At 31.8% G+C, this 18,824-nt stretch carries 17 protein-coding genes and 1 riboswitch; of the genes, 7 read left to right on the plus strand and 10 right to left on the minus strand.

What is annotated here, in order from left to right; genetic code table 11:
• Window positions 1–205: 205 nt before the first annotated feature.
• From ACR9ES_RS02140 to ACR9ES_RS02155, 4 genes are read right to left on the minus strand one after another with little or no spacing between them, the layout of a single operon-like run.
• Window positions 206–1,315 (minus strand): efflux RND transporter periplasmic adaptor subunit, encoded by a 1,110-nt coding sequence (locus ACR9ES_RS02140; RefSeq protein ID WP_435254923.1) that lies wholly within the window; start codon window positions 1,313–1,315, stop codon window positions 206–208.
• A 22-nt stretch (window positions 1,316–1,337) separates the two neighbouring features.
• Window positions 1,338–2,582: an ABC transporter permease gene (locus ACR9ES_RS02145; RefSeq protein ID WP_435254924.1), complete on the minus strand. Its 1,245-nt coding sequence runs from the start codon at window positions 2,580–2,582 to the stop codon at window positions 1,338–1,340.
• A gap of 2 nt (window positions 2,583–2,584) precedes the next feature.
• A complete protein-coding gene (locus ACR9ES_RS02150) occupies window positions 2,585–3,814 on the minus strand; it encodes an ABC transporter permease (protein WP_435254925.1) in 1,230 nt (409 codons plus the stop codon).
• A gap of 1 nt (window position 3,815) precedes the next feature.
• Window positions 3,816–4,526, minus strand: coding sequence for an ABC transporter ATP-binding protein (locus tag ACR9ES_RS02155; protein WP_435254926.1), 711 nt, complete (start codon window positions 4,524–4,526; stop codon window positions 3,816–3,818).
• A 148-nt stretch (window positions 4,527–4,674) separates the two neighbouring features.
• Here ACR9ES_RS02155 and ACR9ES_RS02160 point away from each other — a divergent pair, with 148 nt between their 5' ends.
• Window positions 4,675–5,088 (plus strand): thiol-disulfide oxidoreductase DCC family protein, encoded by a 414-nt coding sequence (locus tag ACR9ES_RS02160; RefSeq protein WP_435254927.1) that lies wholly within the window; start codon window positions 4,675–4,677, stop codon window positions 5,086–5,088.
• 65 nt (window positions 5,089–5,153) lie between these two features.
• On the opposite strand, the gene ACR9ES_RS02165 is transcribed toward ACR9ES_RS02160, so the two are convergent.
• The 3 genes from ACR9ES_RS02165 to ACR9ES_RS02175 form a co-directional block, all read right to left on the minus strand.
• Entirely contained in the window at window positions 5,154–6,224 is a 1,071-nt protein-coding gene (locus ACR9ES_RS02165; protein WP_435254928.1) for a YncE family protein, read from the minus strand.
• A gap of 3 nt (window positions 6,225–6,227) precedes the next feature.
• Window positions 6,228–8,099: a TonB-dependent receptor plug domain-containing protein gene (locus ACR9ES_RS02170; protein ID WP_435254929.1), complete on the minus strand. Its 1,872-nt coding sequence runs from the start codon at window positions 8,097–8,099 to the stop codon at window positions 6,228–6,230.
• Window positions 8,100–8,130: 31 nt separating this feature from the next.
• Window positions 8,131–8,325, minus strand: a riboswitch (cobalamin riboswitch).
• A 9-nt stretch (window positions 8,326–8,334) separates the two neighbouring features.
• Complete coding sequence (locus tag ACR9ES_RS02175) at window positions 8,335–9,273, minus strand: ABC transporter substrate-binding protein (protein WP_435254930.1); 939 nt, start codon at window positions 9,271–9,273, stop codon at window positions 8,335–8,337.
• A gap of 101 nt (window positions 9,274–9,374) precedes the next feature.
• Here ACR9ES_RS02175 and ACR9ES_RS02180 point away from each other — a divergent pair, with 101 nt between their 5' ends.
• The 6 genes from ACR9ES_RS02180 (at window position 9,375) to ACR9ES_RS02205 (ending at window position 14,095) form a co-directional block, all read left to right on the plus strand.
• Window positions 9,375–9,878: a bifunctional adenosylcobinamide kinase/adenosylcobinamide-phosphate guanylyltransferase gene (locus ACR9ES_RS02180; RefSeq protein WP_435254931.1), complete on the plus strand. Its 504-nt coding sequence runs from the start codon at window positions 9,375–9,377 to the stop codon at window positions 9,876–9,878.
• Window positions 9,879–9,881: 3 nt separating this feature from the next.
• Complete coding sequence (gene cobT / locus ACR9ES_RS02185) at window positions 9,882–10,919, plus strand: nicotinate-nucleotide--dimethylbenzimidazole phosphoribosyltransferase (RefSeq protein WP_435254932.1); 1,038 nt, start codon at window positions 9,882–9,884, stop codon at window positions 10,917–10,919.
• Between the two features lie 2 nt (window positions 10,920–10,921).
• Window positions 10,922–11,692 carry an adenosylcobinamide-GDP ribazoletransferase gene (locus tag ACR9ES_RS02190; RefSeq protein ID WP_435254933.1) on the plus strand — a complete coding sequence of 257 codons (771 nt, stop codon included), beginning with the start codon at window positions 10,922–10,924 and terminating at the stop codon, window positions 11,690–11,692.
• On the plus strand, window positions 11,677–12,204 hold the full coding sequence (gene cobC / locus ACR9ES_RS02195) for an alpha-ribazole phosphatase (protein ID WP_435254934.1): 528 nt from the start codon (window positions 11,677–11,679) through the stop codon (window positions 12,202–12,204). Before ACR9ES_RS02190 ends, cobC begins: the two co-directional genes overlap by 16 nt.
• A gap of 12 nt (window positions 12,205–12,216) precedes the next feature.
• Window positions 12,217–13,329, plus strand: a complete 1,113-nt coding sequence (locus ACR9ES_RS02200; RefSeq protein ID WP_435254935.1) for an ABC transporter substrate-binding protein — start codon at window positions 12,217–12,219, stop codon at window positions 13,327–13,329.
• 172 nt (window positions 13,330–13,501) lie between these two features.
• Complete coding sequence (locus ACR9ES_RS02205; protein ID WP_435254936.1) at window positions 13,502–14,095, plus strand: hypothetical protein; 594 nt, start codon at window positions 13,502–13,504, stop codon at window positions 14,093–14,095.
• Window positions 14,096–14,249: 154 nt separating this feature from the next.
• On the opposite strand, the gene ACR9ES_RS02210 is transcribed toward ACR9ES_RS02205, so the two are convergent.
• The 3 genes from ACR9ES_RS02210 to ACR9ES_RS02220 form a co-directional block, all read right to left on the minus strand.
• Entirely contained in the window at window positions 14,250–14,858 is a 609-nt protein-coding gene (locus ACR9ES_RS02210) for an alpha-ketoglutarate-dependent dioxygenase AlkB family protein (RefSeq protein ID WP_435254937.1), read from the minus strand.
• A 132-nt stretch (window positions 14,859–14,990) separates the two neighbouring features.
• Entirely contained in the window at window positions 14,991–16,190 is a 1,200-nt protein-coding gene (locus ACR9ES_RS02215) for a hypothetical protein (RefSeq protein WP_435254938.1), read from the minus strand.
• A gap of 107 nt (window positions 16,191–16,297) precedes the next feature.
• Entirely contained in the window at window positions 16,298–18,745 is a 2,448-nt protein-coding gene (locus ACR9ES_RS02220; RefSeq protein WP_435254939.1) for a M1 family aminopeptidase, read from the minus strand.
• Window positions 18,746–18,824: the final 79 nt, after the last annotated feature.

Genomic DNA, 18,824 nt, shown 5'->3' on the forward strand with positions numbered 1-18,824 from the left:
TAAATAAGATATTTAATTCCGCTTTAATTTAAGTACTTGATTAGTGATAAACATTACTTATAGTATTTAAAGATGCATCTTATTTCTTTTGCGATAGCTTAAACAAACTTTTCAATTCACCATAACTCGCTATTCATCAACTTAAAACAAAAAAAGCAGCTCTAAAAAAGAACTGCTTTATTGATTATTTTACTTATCTAATTTCTTAGTTATTTTTCTTTTCATCATCTTTCGATGCTTTATTCCAAATTTTGATCTCATCATCGGCAGTAACACCTTCTAATACTTCAATGTTTACTCCGTCTGAAACGCCTAATTTTAACTCACGCTTTTCAAATTCATCTTCTCCTTTTTTCACTTCTACATAAGGTTCTTCAGTTTTCTTGTCAAAACGTAATAATGATTCTTTGATAGATAAAACACTGTCTTTCTTTTCTAGAACAATATCTGCATTGGCGCTATACCCTGCTCTAACAAAATAATTATCGTCAAGGCTTACATCTGCTTTAATTTTAAACTGTACTGCTCCGTTTTCTTCAGTTCCTTTAGGTGCAATAAAATTTAAGATCGCAGGAAACTTTTTGTTTTCAATAGCTCCTAATGAAACTTCAATGTTAGATCCTTTTACCAACTTCCCTACTTCAGACTCATCAACTTGTCCTTCAAAAATCATCTTTTCCATATCTGCAATTGTAGCAATAGTAGTACCTGCGTTAAAATTGTTAGACTGAATAACTTGGTATCCTTTCTTTACTGGAATTTCTACCACCATACCAGAAGTTGTTGCTCTAATATTCGTATTCGCTCCTGCTGAACCAACAGAACCTTTTTTAATGATTTGATAATCGTTTTGAGCATTTCTCAAATCATTTTTTGCTTGGTTATACGATAATTGTGAGTTTTCAAACTCTTGACTAGAAATAACTCCTTTATCAAAAAGTTTTTTATTTCTTTCGTATTGAATTTGAGCATTGTTCAACTGAATTTGCACAGAGTTAATTCGTCCTTTTGCACTTTGTAACGATTGCTCGTTAGGAACAACTCTTACCGTTGCTAACAAATCTCCTGCTTTTACAATGGCTCCTTCTTCAACCACAATTTTATCTATAATTCCTGCTATTTGAGGTTTGATTTCAACTTCTTCTAAAGGAACAACTTTTCCTGTGGCTACTGCTTTTTTTACAATAGTTGTTTTAAATGGTTTTTCCGTTTCGTAAGTAACCACACTTTTTTGATTTTTCTTTCCTAACCAAATTAGGATGACTACAAATAATAGTGCTACGATTCCTAAAATAATTTTTGCTCTTTTGCTCATGATTAATTGATTATTTCTTTTTTTATTCTTCTCTTAATGCTTCGATTGGTTTTACTACTGTTGCCATATGTGCTGGTATTAATCCTATTAAAGTTCCTAAAATTACTAGGATTGAAAAGGCTAGCATTACTATGGGTATATTTACGGTTGGATTTACTAATGTTGGATCGTCTCCTCCTCCTACTAAAAGATCTAATAGGAATAGAACAAGTCCTCCAAAAATAATTCCTAGCATTCCTGCCACAGTGGTTAAAAACACTGACTCTAATACTATTTGTCTTTTAATACTTATTGGAGTTGCTCCTAAAGCTCGTCTAATTCCAATTTCTTTCGTACGCTCTTTTACGGTAATTAATAAAATGTTACCAATGGCAAAAACTCCTGCTATTAAGGTTGCAATCCCAACAAACCATGTTAAAAACTGCATTCCTGTTAAAAAGCCCATTAATTTATCTATTTGGTCTCCTAAATTTACACTTCCAAAAGCTCTTTTATCTTCTGGGTGTACTTTATGCAAGTTTTTTAAGGTTAACAAAATATCTTTTTCCATCTGCTTGATATCTACTCCTTCATTAGCTGTAATCATCATCCAATCTACTTTATTAGATGTGTTGTATACTTTTTGAAAGGTTGTAAATGGAATGTAAGCTGTATCTCCATCAATATCTATAGTATTTGAAGGTTTATATACACCTACAACTTTGTAATTTACGTTACTAATTTTTACATACTGCCCAATAGGTACTTCTTTTTTATCAAAGAGTTGTTTGTACATATCTTCCGAAATAACACAAACTTTAGAGTTGTTCTTTATATCATTCTGATTGAGAAATCTTCCATAGATCAAATCTTTCTTTTGTACACGATCTAAAACGGGATAATCTCCACTAACCTGAAAATCACCTGATTTAAAATCTTTAACAACAGTACCATTAGTTTGATTTCTAGGCGCCAATAACTTTATTTCATTACTATATTCTTTTTCAAGAACTTCAATATCTTTAAATGTTAAATCAAATCTTCTTCCTTTTTGAAACCCTTTAAAAGGCATGTCTGTTCTCTGTGTCCATAAAAAAACACTGTTGGTAGCAAAATCTCCAAAAATTCTTTTAAAGTTATTTTCCATACCACGAGCAGCGCCTAATAAGACTACTAATATGAAAATTCCCCATAGTACCCCTACAATAGTAATACCTGTTCTTAATTTATTTTTACGAATACTTCCGTAAATTTCTTGCCAAGTGTCTGAATCAAATAAAAACTTCATAATTAGTCTGCTCTTAGTGCTACAATTGGTTTAATTTGTGCTGCCTTTTTTGCTGGTAAGTATCCAGCAATTAATCCTGATAAAATCAAAATAATAGTAGCTCCTATTACAATACCAGGACTCACACTTGGATCTTTGATAAAGTATTTTTCAAGACTATCACCTATAGCTCTTAATATATAAGTTCCTAAACTTAAACCTAAATATCCTGCAATGGTTGTAATTAAGATTGATTCTTGAATTACCATACCAATTATTGAAGATGGTTTTGCTCCTAATGCCTTACGGATTCCAAACTCTTTAGTACGTTCTTTAATCACAAAAATCATGATGTTACTAATTCCTATAATTCCTGCAATTAAAGTTCCAGATCCCACAAAAATTACGATGAAATACAAGGCAAACATAAACTGGTTAATTCCTTTGTTTGCTTCTGCCATGTTTCTAACCGATAAAGCACTTTGATCATCCGGGTGAATATCTAACTTTTTACGTAAATCTCTTTCTAGCCTATTACCAAACGTAATTGCTTGGTCAAGATTTAATTTTGGATCATATCCTATATTTATTTGATTGATATAATCATTGTTACCATATAATTTTTGAGCAGTAGTAACTGGCATGTAGGTTAAACGCTCTTCATTATCTCCTCCTTCATCAGAAAAAATACCGATTACTTTATATGAAATCCCATCAACATTCACTCTTTTTCCTAAAGCTGGTTTTTCTCCAAATAAATCTTGTTTAACAAGACGACCTATAACAATAACCTTTGCATTATTTTTTAAATCTAACTCGTTAATATATCTTCCTTCATCAATAATTGTTTTCTCTAAAAACTGATGATCTGGATGAACTGCTCGTAACTGATAATTATTTTGATTGTTTTTGTACGTTATGTTTACGCTCTTAAATATTCGTGCAGTTAAATGTTGAATTTTATCTTCATACTCCTCTTTAACATAATCAAAATCTTTGTTCTTTAGCTGTATTCTTCTTCCTGTTTGTAAGCCTTTATACGGTTTTGAAGTTTTCCATACTCTTACAAACATCGCATTGGTTGCATCATCAGCAAAAGCAGTTTTAAACTGATTTTGTAATCCTGATACAATTCCAAATAATAGGGTAAAAAGTAAAATTGCAAAAGCTACTGTAAAACCAGATAAAGCAGAACGTAGCTTGTTTTTGCTTATACTTTGAAAAATTTCTCTCCAACGATCTATATCAAACATATTATACCGCTTTAGAGTTTTTTGCTTTGGTTGCCATTTCTGTTAATTCATCACTAATGATAACTCCATCTTTTAAACGAACAACTCGATTGGTTTGTGCAGCTACTTCTTCTTCGTGAGTAATTACAAAAACAGTCATTCCTTCATTGTTAATCTCTGTTAACAAATCCATTACAGAATCGGTTGTCGCAGAATCTAATGCTCCTGTTGGTTCATCAGCTAATACAACTTTAGGTTTTGTTGCCAATGCTCTCGCAATAGCTACACGCTGCTTTTGTCCTCCAGAAAGTTCATTTGGTAAATGATTTGCCCAGTCTTTTAAACCAACTTTTTCTAGATATTCCATAGCTATTTCTAAACGTTCTTTTCTTCCTATACCTTTATAATATAATGGTAAAGCAACATTTTCTAAAGCAGTTTTATATGAAATTAGGTTAAATGATTGAAAAACAAAACCTAAAAACTTATTACGCAATACTGCGGCTTTCTTTTCATTTAAGTTTTCAATTAACTGTCCGTTTAAGTAGTAGTTTCCTTCATCATGTGTATCTAATAAACCTACAATATTTAATAAGGTAGACTTACCAGAACCTGAAGATCCCATAATAGATACAAATTCTCCTTCTTTTATATGTAAATTCAATCCCTTTAAAACATGAAGTGAGTCTTTTCCTATAGGATAAGATTTGTGAAGATTTTCTATTCGAATCATAGTTTTAGTTAATTTTTAAATAAAAGCACATAGTGATTTACATAATTACTTCTAAATTATTGTTAAATCGCTATTTACTTTCTTACAAGACGCTTACTTTTGAATAATGTTACAATATAATCTTTTATTTTTTCACAAAAACCTATAAATGAACAATATACCTAGCAATAAAAAAGTGATTTTATTTGATGGTGTGTGTAATTTATGCAACGATAGTGTGCTAAAAGTTATAAAATATGATGTCAAAAATCAGTTTGTTTTTACTTCTCTTCAATCGGATATAGGAAAGGAAATAACACAATATTTAGGGATAGACACTTCCAAGGTTGATTCTATTATTTTATACGAGCCAAATGTTGCTTATTATATTAAGTCTACTGCTGCCTTAAAAATTATGAATGATTTTGGCGGAATATGGAAGTTAACGCAAGTTGTTTTGGTCTTTCCAGAGGCTCTCAGAAACATTGTATACGATTACATTGCTAAAAATCGTTACAAGTGGTTTGGAAAAAAAGAAGCTTGTATGCTACCTTCTAAAGAAATACAAGAAAAGTTTTTATAAAAAAATAAGCTCACCAATTTGGTGAGCTTACACATAGCAATATTTCCCTTTTTTTGGGGGACGACTTAATTAAAATAAATTTTTGAAGCTCCTAAAGCAACTTCTTTCGTTTCTTTTTTAGTTTTAGCTAATAAATCATAAATATCCAATTTACTATTACCTGAAAAATTAGCGTCTAATACAAAAATTTCGTTATTTCTTACCCCTAAACCATAAAGGTATCCTGAATCTGTAGTGAATAATTCAGATGCTGGTAAAGTAGTAGCATTCACATCTGTTTTATAAATGCTATTTCCTAAATTGTAATAAATATCATTACCTTCTAAAACCATTTGAGAAGGGTGCTCTCCTTCATTGAACACTAATTCTGAGACAACCTCATTACTAGCTGTGCTTATAAAAGAAATAGCTGCTAATGTATTTTCTATTACATTCCAGTTTTCATCATAAACAGTATTTCCTTGAGATAAAACTACTAGATTACCTAAACTATCTAAATACAATTCATCCGGATTGTCTTTAACTGTTATTTCTTTTACTACTGATTTTGTAGCGATATCAATTACAACTACTTTGTTGTTAGATCCGAATGCTCCTAAGTGAGAAACATATAATTTCCCGTCTTTAGCAATAATTCTTTCTGGCCCTAAAGCTACTTCTACTTTTTCTTCTACTACTAAAGAGTTTAAATCTACAATTGCAACAAAATCATCGTTATCGTTATCTGTAGCTCCCCAATTAGTTACATAACCTTTATTACCTACTATAGTCATATATCTTGGTGTTGACAAACCTGTTGTAATTGTTCCAGCTTTATCAAAAGTATTTTTATCTACTACTGTTACTGTATTTTGGTTATCAGCTACAATGTAAGCTCTATCATTGTCAAATGCTATAGACTGAACATACTCTCCAAACTCAGCATCATTCACTTTTTTATAAATTGTATTTTCTACAACTGATAAATCGTTAGACACAAAAGTAACAGACCCTGAAACAGATTGAGTACCTTCACCACTTATCAAAATTCCGTTTCCATAATCTACTTTAGGTGAACTAGGTGCTTCATCATCACTACATGATGTAAAAAGGATACCTCCTAAGAATAATACTCCTAATAATTTAGTTATTTTCATTTGTTAAAATTTATAATTGATGTTTATGTTAAAATTTCTTTGTGGCATAGGCCTCCTAGACATAACCATATACTTCTCTCCTAATACATTGTTTACCTTAACACCTAACAGTAATTGTTTTTTGTGGTTTTGAAAGATTTCATACTCAGTTCCCACATTAACTATAAAAAAGCTAGGAACAATAAAATCATTAGAATTGTCCTCTGTAGTATACACAGCTCCATTAAAAAGTGACTGAGCAAACAAATTCACTTTTTTATAGTTTGCCGATAAGTTACTATTCAATAAATGTTTAGGCACAAAAGTTAAATACTTGTCTGTCTCACTATCTTTAGCTAAAACATAAGAATAGTTAGAGCTTGCATTAAATTTATATTCTCCTATTTGAACTTTATAACTCAAACTAGCTTCTATACCTTTGTTCTGAGTTTCATTTAAATTGATTGGAGTCCAAACTCCTGGTCTATTTGGATCGCCAGAAGGAGTCCAAACAATTTTATCTTCTGTGTTAATCATGTAAGCACCTGCATCGAAGTTTAAACCTTTGTTTGAGTAGCCTAACCCTACCTCTCCTTGAATAGAGGTTTCTGGGATTAAATTTTCATTTCCTTGCCCTGGCCAAAACAAGTCGTTATATGTTGGTACTCTATAATTTTTCGATCCGTTAACTCTTACATACCATTTCGAAATAGGCGTTACTTTTATACCAGCAGCATAAACAAACGGAACCTTATAATCAGAATTAAAATCCTTTCTTAACTTAACATTGAAGGAAATATTTTTATGTACATCTTGAGTATAAACAAGATACTGAGAAAACTGTTCTCTATTTTTCTCTTTAATTACATCTGTACTACCAAAAGCAGATTCATACTCTGAAAAAGACGAAATCTTTGCTTTAATTCTAGGAAGTTTATAGTTCAGGTTGTAAGACGCTATTACTCTTCTCGATTTTCCATAATTAAAATTATCAGAAAATTTATTAGAGAAATATTGATACTTCTGTGTTAAATATGCTAGCTTAATTTCTTGCTCTAACTTTCCTTTTTTAAAACCATACACCAATAAGTTTCTTTGGTTAGAGTCTATATATTTTTCTCTTGCAGATGTTGGATTAGGTAATGTTCCTGAGAAATGACGCTCGCCAGAAAAGCTCGTACTATAAAATTTTAATTCAGATTGATTATTGAATTTATATCCGAAGCCTAAGTTAATTCCATAGTTTTCATAAGCTCCATTGGTATTTCTGTACTCAGAATCGAACAATTTAAAATCATTTTTTGAAAAATTTCTAGAAACTCCCACCCCTATGCTATACTTTGAATTGGAGATTTTTGACTTAAAAAGAGAATTGAATGTATTATAACTTCCTCCTGTTAGTACAAATTGATTTTTCACATTAAAATCTTCTGTATAATTTAAAACATCATTTAAATGCACCGTTCCTCCTATTGCTCCTGAACCATATTCTATACTTCCTCCTCCTTTTCTTACATCAATCGCGTCATTTAAACTTACTGTTAAAGAATTAAATCCTGTTTGACCATTATTTATAGAATTTATATTGATTCCATTCCATACAACAGCTGTATTAGAAGCACTTGTACCTCTGAAACTCACAGAACTTGTACCTCCTTTTCCGTACTCCTTTAAATAAATTGATGAATTGTATCTTATTAAATCAGTAAAAGACTCAATATTTCGTGTCAACACAGAATCTGAAAGACTAACCACATGCTGACCTATGGAGTTTTCTTTTAATTTTTTTGTAGCATTGATGATAACTTCATCTAACCGATAAGAAATTGTATCATTTTGTCCTACCAGAACAACCACATAAAAAAAAGAAAAAAATGTAAATACTTTTTTAGCCATATTCTACCAAACTTTTATCCCGAAAGTTTTAATTAAATTATAATAATTGGCAGGTCTCCTGGCTTGCGTCTTGCAACATACCTTCCCATTTAAAAAACAGTGGTTTGAGTATTTGTTACAAGCTTAATAGCTTACAGTTGCGGGAACAGCTTCGGTTTTGCACCGAATTCCCTTTTAATTCTCTTTAATAGATGATTAAAGAAAAACCAAAAATCTCGGCAAATGTATAGTATTCTTATAAATTAGCAACCATCAAATCATGATAATTTGCGAATTTTGTTTGTAAGTTCTCTGGAAGTGTATAATAAGTTGGATGAATCATTTTTGCCAAACATTCAATTCCTTCTACTAAAGTCCCTGCAGAAGATTGTGTAAACATGGTGAAGTCAGCAATGTATACTTGTTTGTTTTTTACAGCTCTTAAAGACGTCCATTCTTCTCTCTCTTCTAAAAACTTCATATCTTCAAGTGTTCTCTCAATTCCGTATCCACATGGAGCGATAATCAATACCTCTGGATCGTATTTTACAATTTTATCCCAAGAAATTACAATGCTATCTCCTGATGGATGCGATAACAAATCGATTCCACCTGCATACCCTATTTGATGAGGAATCCAGTGTCCGCAGTTGAACAACGGATCAATCCACTCTAATAACATCACACTTTTCGATTGGATTCTATGTTCACGTTGTACATCTACAATATCATAAATACGCTTTTTCAATCCACTTACATATGCCTCTCCTATTGCTTCCTGCTTCATAGCTTTTGCAATGGTTAACGCATTATCAAAAACATCTTCTAAAGAATTGGGAGTAATTGATATTAGTTCTGGAACCTTTGGCAATTTATACGCCGATTTTGCCACAGATTCTGTATCTATCTGACAAACATCACATACATCTTGTGTAAAAACAATATCTGGAGCAATACGCTCTAAAACAGGTTCATCCACATAATACAAGGTCTTTCCTTCAGCCTTGGTTTTAGAAAAAATAGCCGTTATTTCTTTACTCGTTAACACTTTTCCTTCCAACTTATATCGAACAGCTACTTCTTTTTCCTGTAAAGCTACTTCTGGACACTCAAAAGTAATTCCGTTTAAATGGTTTTGTAAGCCCATATCATAAATCATTTGGGTTACTGCTGGCATAAAAGAAGATACTGTCATAATTCGTGGTTTTAATTCTGCAAAAATAAACAGTTCTCTATTTTAATTTGTTTTTTATTAAAAATCTTTCCAATCTTTGTGTCAATATAAAATACGATTTCATGATATATTATATCTCAGGAGGTGAACGATCAGGTAAAAGTAGCTATGCTCAAAAGCTAGCCGAATCTTTATCTGATACCCCTATTTACCTAGCCACTTCTCGTATTTGGGATGAAGACTTTCAACAACGAGTTGACAGGCATGTTTCTGATAGAGATGAACGCTGGAACACTGTTGAAGAGGAAAAATGGTTGAGTAATGTAATTTCTGAAAAACAAACCGTAGTTGTTGATTGTGTTACACTATGGTTAACGAACTTCTTTGTGGATACAAAATATGATATTGAAAAGGTACTAAAAATCGCTAAAGAAGAAATCAATAAATTGGTTGAAATTGATGCTAATATTATCATCATTTCTAATGAAATTGGTATGGGATTACATGCCAATTCTGAATCTGGAAGAAAATTTACACAACTACAAGGTTGGACGAATCAACACATAGCAAAATTGGCTGACAAAGCTACTTTTATGGTATCTGGACTTCCTTTAACTTTAAAATAACACATGACAACAACTATAACTCCTCTATCAAAAGAACTACAAAACGAACTTCAAGAAGAAATTAACTTTAAAACCAAACCTATTGGTGCTTTAGGCGGTTTAGAAAAAATTGCTTTACAAATTGGTTTAATTCAAAATACAACTACACCTGTACTATCAAAACCTACTATTATGGTTTTTGCAGGGGATCATGGAATTGCGACCACAGGAAAAGTGAGTCCATATCCACAAGAGGTTACACAACAAATGGTGTTTAACTTTTTGCAAGGAGGTGCCGCCATCAATGTGTTTTGTAAACAAAATAACATTCTTTTAAACATTGTAGATGCTGGTGTAAATACTGATTTTGAAGCACATCCTCAACTTACCGATGCTAAAGTAGCTAAAGGGACTCAAGATTATAGTACTACTAAAGCCATGACACTAGAACACTGTCAAGAAGCTCTGGAAAAAGGAAGAAAATTGGTAAGAAAAGTATATAGTGAAGGTTCCAATATTATTGGTTTTGGCGAAATGGGAATTAGCAACACTTCATCTGGAGCTTTATTAATGAGTTATTTTACCAATACACCTATTGAAAAATGTGTTGGTAGAGGTACTGGAGTTGATGATAAAGGACTACAAACAAAAATCGACACATTATGTGAAGTTTATAAGTTACACGCCGATTCTATTTCAACACCTATGGAAGCGTTGACTGCTTTTGGCGGATTTGAAATTGTAATGATGTGTGGAGCTATGTTAGAAGCTGCTTCCTTAAAAATGACCTTACTTATTGATGGTTTTATTGTTACTGCTGTCCTATTAGCGGCTCATGCAATGGAATCTGATATTTTAGATTACTGTATTTTCTGTCATAATTCAGGTGAACAAGGACATCAAAAAATGTTAGAATTTTTAAATGCTGAACCACTTTTAAACTTAGGCTTACGCTTAGGTGAAGGTACAGGTTGTGCGGTTGCCTTTCCTATTATTCAATCGAGTGTAAACTTTTTAAACGAAATGGCTACTTTTAAAAGTGCCAATGTTAGTGAAGCCTAGTTATGATAAAGAGACAAATCCATTATTTTTTAACTGCTGTATTATTTTTTACACGAATTCCGTGTCCTAAATGGGTAGATCATTCTCCTGAAATACTCAACAAAAGCAGTCGTTATTTTTCTTTAGTAGGAATTGTAGTCGGAAGCATTGCAGCACTAACTTATTTCGCTTCCGCTTATATTTTTTCTATGGATATTGCAATTGTAATCAGCATGATAAGTTCTATTTGGATTACAGGAGCTTTTCATGAAGATGGATTTGCCGATGTTTGCGATGGTTTTGGTGGCGGATGGACCAAAGAAAAGATTTTAACCATTATGAAAGATTCCAGGCTTGGAACTTTTGGTGTGAGTGGTTTGGTCTTTATCCTAGCGATAAAGTTTTTAGCTCTATATCATTTACAAAACCTATCAGTTAATTTAATTCTAGTAATTATCTCGGGGCATAGTATTAGCCGATTTATCGCAACTGTTCTATTATACACACATGACTATGTAAGAGATATTGACAGTTCTAAAATAAAACCAACCACCAAACAAATGAGTAGTAAATCGTTGCTCATATCTGCTATTTTTGGAATAGCACCCTTATTTTTCTTTCAAAAACCAATGGTATTTTTAGTATTACTTCCCTTATTACTTACCTATTTGTACATGGGGCACTTTTTTAAAAAATGGATTGGAGGTCAAACAGGAGATTGCGCGGGTGCTTTACAACAAGTAGCTGAAATTGTTTTTTATCTAAGCCTACTCGCCTTATGGAAGTTATTTTAGTACGACATACCACACCTGATATTGCCAAAGGTATATGCTATGGTCAAGCTGATATTGGGGTTACAACTAATTTTGAAGAAGAAGTGAGCAGTATTCTAAAAAAAGTTCCTGTTAACGATGCTGATGTAACGTATTACAGCAGTCCCTTACAACGTTGTAAGCTTTTGGCTGAAAAACTTTCAGCTAACGTAATTTTTGACAACCGATTGAAAGAACTTGATTTTGGTGATTGGGAACTCCAAAAATGGAACGATATTGATAAAAAAGATCTCGATATTTGGATGAACGATTTTGTAAAAACTCCTGCTAAAAACGGAGAATCTTATATCGATTTACACAACAGAACTACCAATTTTTTAACCGAATTAACAACCAAAAACCATCAAAAAGTTGTGCTTGTTACCCATGCGGGAGTTATGAGAAGTCTTTGGGCTTATATGAATGAAATTCCGTTGGAAAAATCATTTGAATTAAAACTAAGCTACGGAGATACGTTAACTTTCCACCTATAAAAACAAATTACTATGAAACGCTATTTATTTATTCTTTCCTTATTTGTGTTCTTTACACAATGTAAACAAGAAACTAAAAAAACTACCGAAAAAACACCTACCAAAAGCACTGTAAAATACGCCAAGGGGTTTGATATTATTTCAGAAAACGGAGTGAAAAAATTAGTGATAAAAAAGGCTTTTCAAAGCTCACACGACTTATATTCTTATACACTTACTGATAAAACCGACCTTTCTAAAAATGAAATTAAAGTTCCTATCGAAAAAATGGTGGTTACCAGTACTACACATGTTCCGATGTTGGAACTTTTGAATGCTGAAAACACTATTGTTGGTTTTCCGCATACCAAATATGTTTCTTCAAAAAAGACAAGGAATAGAATTGACGAAGGTAACATTGTTGAATTAGGTTTAGAACAAGATATGAATACCGAAAAACTAATCGATTTAGAGCCTGAGTTAGTTATTGGTTTTGCTTTGCATCCAAACACAAAACTGTACCAAAACATCAAAAAAACGGGAATTCCTGTGATTTTTAATGGCGATTGGCTAGAAGAAACGCCTTTAGGAAGAGCGGAATGGATTAAGTTTTTTGGGGCTTTATACGGAAAAGAAAAAGAAGCAGACAGTATTTTTACCAACATAGAAACAGAGTACTTAAAAGCAAAAGAAATTGCTAAAAACAGCGATAAACAACCTACAGTTTTATCTGGAAGTATGTTTAAAGATGTTTGGAATGTACCTGCTGGTGAAAGTTTCATTGCTACCTTTTTTAACGATGCAAACCTTAATTACTTATGGAAAGAAACTAGCGGAACGGGTAGTTTACAACTTAATTTTGAAAGTGTATTAGAAAAAGGACAACATGCCGATTTTTGGTTTAACTGTGGCTTATATGCTACCAAAGAACAGTTAACTACTGCAAATATTCATTACAAAGAATTTGATGCATTTAACAATAATAAGATATTTTCTATCGGGCATAACAAAGGAGAAACTGGCGGTTTAATTTACTTTGAACTCTCTCCTATACGACCAGATTTGGTATTGAAAGATTTGATAAAAATTACGCACCCTAATTTGTTACCTGAGTATGAATTAACTTTTTATAAGGAAGTGGAGTAAATTTTTGAATTACGAATTATAATTTACGATTGATTAAAAAATTAGATTTATGTTGATTCATTGTTTAAACTATTAACTTAGCTATTAAAGGAGATAATTTATTAAATTGAAATTATATCCTTAAATAATGTTGTACATAATACAAAAAAACTGAGCCTAGTTTCAATACCAAATGAAGTTACGAGAAAATATTATAGAGCAAATCGAGCAATCTTTAGTGTGGGAAAAATTATCAACTCACAATCTTTGCTATATCATGCAATCTATAAGAATTTTAATAGAGATTGATGATTGTAAATCTAAATATCCAATAACAACGTTATATTGTAATTGGCTTTTACACAAGGAGCTTGACCGAACAAATTTACCATCTACAATAATTCAAAATATTGCTAACTCATTTCAAAACTTCAACTCCAAAAATGAATTAATAAAGAAAATTAATGAGGCAATATCATTAAAAAAATTAATTATTGAAATAAAAGAAATATTATGGGAAAACATCAATAATAAGGTAATTGTGAGCAAAATAGATTTTGACGAATATTGGATTAGATATATACAGTTGACTTTAAGTCAAATATTATTTAGACCAATAAAATTGAAACAAGATAAAAATGAAATCCCTGTTAATGGTTTTGATTTAAGTATTTATGGACTTCAAATAATTCCTTTTAAGGATAATTATAATATTGAACTATTATCAAAAAAATTAGAACTAAAGAAAAAACAACTTACTATTGATATTGCATTATTCCGTAATTAAAAACACTAAGTATACCTCCAGCTTTAGTTCATTTCTTCTAACTTTACTTGTGGAAAGTACTCATTAGTTTAGTTTCCTTTCTTTAATTTACAATGGAAAATCCTATTGGATTTTATAGTAACTATAAAATCCAGCAACTTACTCATAACAAAACCTACCTCACAATCGTTCTAAACGTTAAGTTCACCCGTGGTCGGTGGACTTTTTTTGTAGGCGGTAATCGGTGTAGCCAATGGGTTTGGGTTTCGTCTTTCATGACCAATAACGAACCATGTTCCAATACTTTATACACCGTTTCTTTGGTCTGTTTGTGTTTAAAACCAAAACGTCTTTCTGCTCCAAAACTTAACGAAGCAATCGCTCCGTTCTTTTTTAAATCTTTTTCCCCATCACTATGCCACGCCATTCCTTCAGAACCATCGTGGTATAAATTCAGTAAACAAGAGTTATAGGTTTCGTTGGTTTCCTTATCCACTAATTCTTTTAGCGCTAACAATTCTTTGGTAAAGGGTAAGGCTGTTTTGGTAATGTTCGAGTACGAATATTCAAAAGGTTTCTCTGCGTACCAAGCTACTTTTCGTTTGGTTACCATGCGTTTACCAAAAATAATAGCTTCATCGTTACGCCATTCAATAGAATTCAATAAAGCCTCGTAATAATGGTCTGCTAGTTCCTTAGACAAAACAATTCCGTAGTAGTTTACCGTTCCATCTTTCGGAAGTAAATTTTTAGGAGTTTCATTAAATTGAGAGAATAAATCCATCGTTGTAAAAATACGACTAAATAATGAACGTCATAGCGAGGAGCAACAGCGACGTGGCTATCTCATCATTTAGAAAAAGATTCCTTCATCCCGTTCCGAAGTTTCGGAATCGGGATTCGGAATGACGATGTCTTAATTTCTAAACTTATTTCGTGTGATAATATGTTTTAGTTTCTGTTTTAGGTCGGTACCCGTATCGTATACCATTTGTTCGTTAGATGGAAAACTCACTACTCTTTCATTCAATAAATCTAACAGTGAAGTTTCTAACGCTCTTTTGTCACCATCATAATCGGCATATACGTGCTCAAATACAAACTCACTTTGAATAGGAAACTTTTGTACTAATTGATTAGTTCTGTTATCAATATACTTTACAACTCCACTAACTCGACTGCTTTTAAACTGCGTAAATTGATATAATTTACAACGAATTACTTTGTACTTATCTACCTTTATTTTATTTCCTAAACTATCCTTTACGTAGTTACCGTTGTTATCTAACAAGTACTTATAACCGTCTTTAATTCTTTTTTCTTTAATGATTTCTTTTTCGCGAACTTGTTCAGGAGAAATTTCAATATTTCTAAAATCTAATTCCAAATCAAAATCGTAACGAATTTTTCTGTCTTTATTTGCATGATATACGGTCCATAAATCATTTAATCCGTAGGTGTCAATCGCCAATAAATCTCTTTCTAATCTTTTAGGAATTATCTGATTGGTTTTATTTCTTACTGATACATGTACAAAATCTGTCCCCAACTCATGAGCTTCTTCAATTAACGCTCTTGTATCTTTATAATTCGGGTTGATTTTATCTAAATGTCTTAGCTCATCAAAAGCATGTCGGTAATTAATTTTATTACGTTTTCCGTCATTCAACAAGGCTACTCCATTTTCGTATAAATAATCGGCATAGTTTTCTTTAGCTTCAATAATTCTATCAGCATAACTAACCATTTTGAATTTAGCATCTCTTCCTGATGATAAAATTCGTAACGGTAATAATGGTTTAATTCTTTCCTGACGATTATTTAATCGTTGGTATAAATTATAAATAGATTCTAAATTCGACGGATTTTGCTCTTTTTCTAAAAATGAAATACGGTCTAAATCTCTTTGAGTCGCTTTAGCAAAAGCTTCTTGAAGCATCAACACATACGGCTGATTTTTCTCTTTGGTTTTGTTCTTTGTTAAATTTTCTATTGATAAAGAAATAGCTTTTTCGTAATCACCAGAATTAATCGCTTTCTCAGTAGTTTTAACACTACTACAAGACGCTAATACTAGCACTGAAAAAATAGATAGTAGGGTAGTTTTTTTAATCATAAAGTTTAAGTTTCGCTAGAAAATTCAATTTCTGTGCCAAAACTAAGTATTCTTTTTAACTTAAACTTTATGATTTTATATAATATGTGCTAAGAGTTTAATTTTGTTTACTCTAATAATTTTGCTGTTGCAATTTGTATAACTCGTAAGTTATTATCAATGTTTGAAGGATTGTTTGCCTTTTGCATTTCTACTAATTGACGTAACAAGTTAATTCCTACTTTATCAAAATTATATTGCTTGTATTGCAATCCTTTCGCTACAATATCATCCGCTAAATTTTGAATGGCTTCTGTATTGTTACTTTTTCCAATTTTATCAAACGCTTCTTTGTATAAAGATTGAATTTTCTTATTCGGACTTAAGAACATTCCTGCCATTACATTACCCGCAATAAAACTTAACTCTGTATCGTCATTTTCTTCTAAATAAATACGTGTTAACGGAGTGGCTACAATCTTTTTTACTTCTAACGGTAAGGTTTTTGATTTTTGAATTGCCAACTGCTTATCGATATAATACATTGCTACCAATGATTTACCCAATACTGAGTATGATTTACTTTGTAAACCTTTATCAAATACCGATTTTAATGCAGGATCAGTTAACTTTCCTAACGTTTCAATAGCAGCTGCTTGTACTAATGTTTTAGGATCGTTATTAGCCATTCTCATAATTTTATCAATCACATTTCTCTTTGAATTTTTATTAATTAGATTGATGTTTTCCAACGCTAAAATTCTGATTTTATAAAAATCGTCATTCATCGCTCCAGCAACTGCATTAAACGCATTTTTATCATCTTGATGCTTTGCAACTTCTAACAACGCTTCTCTTTTATGAGCGTAATTTTGAGCATATTTTAATTGATGGATATAATCACTCAACACTTTATTTTCTGAAATATCACATAGTAATACTCCATCTGCATTTACTTGAATTAAATCTGGTTGTTTAGTAAAAGGGAAGGTAAACGAAGCATCTCTACCATCCACAAAAACATTATGACGTGTGCGTTTACCATCTTCAAAAACATCAATTGCAAATGGGAATTTAAACTCGTTAATTTGTGTTTGCATGATATTTACAGTTACCGTTTTGCGTAACTTATTATAATCGTACGAAATAGACAACTTCGGGTGACCGCTATTAAAATACCACTGATTGAAAAACCAGTTTAAATCTTTTCCGGTAACTTTTTCAAAAGCCAAACGCAATTGGTGTGCTTCTGCTGTTCCGTATTTATAATCGGTTAAATAGGTATTTAATGTCGTATAAAAAGCATCATCACCTAAATAGTTACGCAACATGTGTAAAATAGCGCCACCTTTGTTGTAACTCACCGCATCAAACATATCTTCTTTATCATCGTAATAAAAACGAACTAAATGCTTATCATAATTTTGACCTTGTTTGTAGGCTTCACTGTCTTCAAACAAATGCGCATCAGCTTCATCTTTTCCGTATTTATGCTCTAACCATAAATATTCGCTATAATTCGCAAAACTCTCGTTTACGGTTAAGTTACTCCAGCTTTCAGTAGTTACTAAATCACCAAACCAGTGATGAAAAATTTCGTGCGCAATCGTATTTTCTTGTACGTTTTCATCAATTAACTGCCCTGGTCTTTGGTATGCGTTTTCTCCATGAATTACCGCTGTGGTATTTTCCATCGCTCCACTAACATAATCGCGACCAACTATTTGTGCATACTTATTCCAAGGATACTCAATTCCTGTAATTTTTGAGAAAAAAGCTAACATTTCAGGCGTATTTCCAAAAATGTCTTTTGCATACGGAGCATATTCCTTTTCTACATAATAATCAACTGGAATATCTTTGTATTTGTCTTTAATAATCTCATACTCTCCTACTCCCATAAAGAATAAATACGGAGCGTGTTTTTGAGTAAAATTCCAATAATCGGTACGAGTTCCATCTGCATTTGTTTTTTGCTTTTCTAATTTTCCGTTAGAAAGTGTTACATACTTTTGCGGAACCGTCATGTAAATTTCTTGTGATGTCTTTTGGTTCGGTGCATCAATCGTTGGAAACCAACAACTACTCGCTTCAGTTTCTCCTTGCGTCCAGATTTGGGTTGGTTTGTTTTTATCTAAGCCTTTCGGATTGATAAAATACAATCCTTTTGCTGAAGTTATTGCAGCACTTCCTTTTTGCTTTACTCTTTCAGGACGTGCAGTATATTTAATATACAGCGTAAACTCTTCGTTTCTGTTGTATTTACGAGGTAAATTGATAACCAACTCAAAATCATCATAATTATAATCTAATGGTTGGTTATTCATCGTTACTTTATGAATTACCATTGCTTTAGCATCTAAAGTAACTTTATCCGTTTCGTAAAAATGTGGTTTTAATGTTACCCATTCTTCTCCATTCATTTCTTGTTCTTGAAAGTTAAAATCTACTTTTAACTTCGTATGAATTAAACTATGAACTTTGTCTCTTTCTGCTCTGTAGGTTTTATCAGATTGAGAAAATAATGTTACTGTAAAAAGGGTAACAACGACAACAAGGAGTTTTTGAAACTTCATATTTTTTTGTTTAGACTCCAAAAATAGGAAAATCTATTGGTAGGCTTGTTAATGCCCCGTTAAAAAGAAAAAGCCATCA

It is taken from the genome of Tenacibaculum sp. A30 (assembly GCF_051200845.1).
In the GTDB taxonomy this organism is placed as follows: domain Bacteria; phylum Bacteroidota; class Bacteroidia; order Flavobacteriales; family Flavobacteriaceae; genus Polaribacter.

Coding starts and splice junctions, on each gene's coding strand:
- ACR9ES_RS02210 (WP_435254937.1), bottom strand. CDS start 14,858: ATGGATTTATTCTCTCAATTTAATGAAACTCCTAAAAATTTACTTCCG.
- cobT (WP_435254932.1), top strand. CDS start 9,882: ATGACAACAACTATAACTCCTCTATCAAAAGAACTACAAAACGAACTT.
- ACR9ES_RS02155 (WP_435254926.1), bottom strand. CDS start 4,526: ATGATTCGAATAGAAAATCTTCACAAATCTTATCCTATAGGAAAAGAC.
- ACR9ES_RS02165 (WP_435254928.1), bottom strand. CDS start 6,224: ATGAAAATAACTAAATTATTAGGAGTATTATTCTTAGGAGGTATCCTT.
- ACR9ES_RS02215 (WP_435254938.1), bottom strand. CDS start 16,190: ATGATTAAAAAAACTACCCTACTATCTATTTTTTCAGTGCTAGTATTA.
- ACR9ES_RS02190 (WP_435254933.1), top strand. CDS start 10,922: ATGATAAAGAGACAAATCCATTATTTTTTAACTGCTGTATTATTTTTT.
- ACR9ES_RS02180 (WP_435254931.1), top strand. CDS start 9,375: ATGATATATTATATCTCAGGAGGTGAACGATCAGGTAAAAGTAGCTAT.
- ACR9ES_RS02200 (WP_435254935.1), top strand. CDS start 12,217: ATGAAACGCTATTTATTTATTCTTTCCTTATTTGTGTTCTTTACACAA.
- ACR9ES_RS02150 (WP_435254925.1), bottom strand. CDS start 3,814: ATGTTTGATATAGATCGTTGGAGAGAAATTTTTCAAAGTATAAGCAAA.
- ACR9ES_RS02145 (WP_435254924.1), bottom strand. CDS start 2,582: ATGAAGTTTTTATTTGATTCAGACACTTGGCAAGAAATTTACGGAAGT.
- cobC (WP_435254934.1), top strand. CDS start 11,677: ATGGAAGTTATTTTAGTACGACATACCACACCTGATATTGCCAAAGGT.
- ACR9ES_RS02140 (WP_435254923.1), bottom strand. CDS start 1,315: ATGAGCAAAAGAGCAAAAATTATTTTAGGAATCGTAGCACTATTATTT.
- ACR9ES_RS02175 (WP_435254930.1), bottom strand. CDS start 9,273: ATGACAGTATCTTCTTTTATGCCAGCAGTAACCCAAATGATTTATGAT.
- ACR9ES_RS02205 (WP_435254936.1), top strand. CDS start 13,502: ATGAAGTTACGAGAAAATATTATAGAGCAAATCGAGCAATCTTTAGTG.
- ACR9ES_RS02160 (WP_435254927.1), top strand. CDS start 4,675: ATGAACAATATACCTAGCAATAAAAAAGTGATTTTATTTGATGGTGTG.
- ACR9ES_RS02220 (WP_435254939.1), bottom strand. CDS start 18,745: ATGAAGTTTCAAAAACTCCTTGTTGTCGTTGTTACCCTTTTTACAGTA.
- ACR9ES_RS02170 (WP_435254929.1), bottom strand. CDS start 8,099: ATGGCTAAAAAAGTATTTACATTTTTTTCTTTTTTTTATGTGGTTGTT.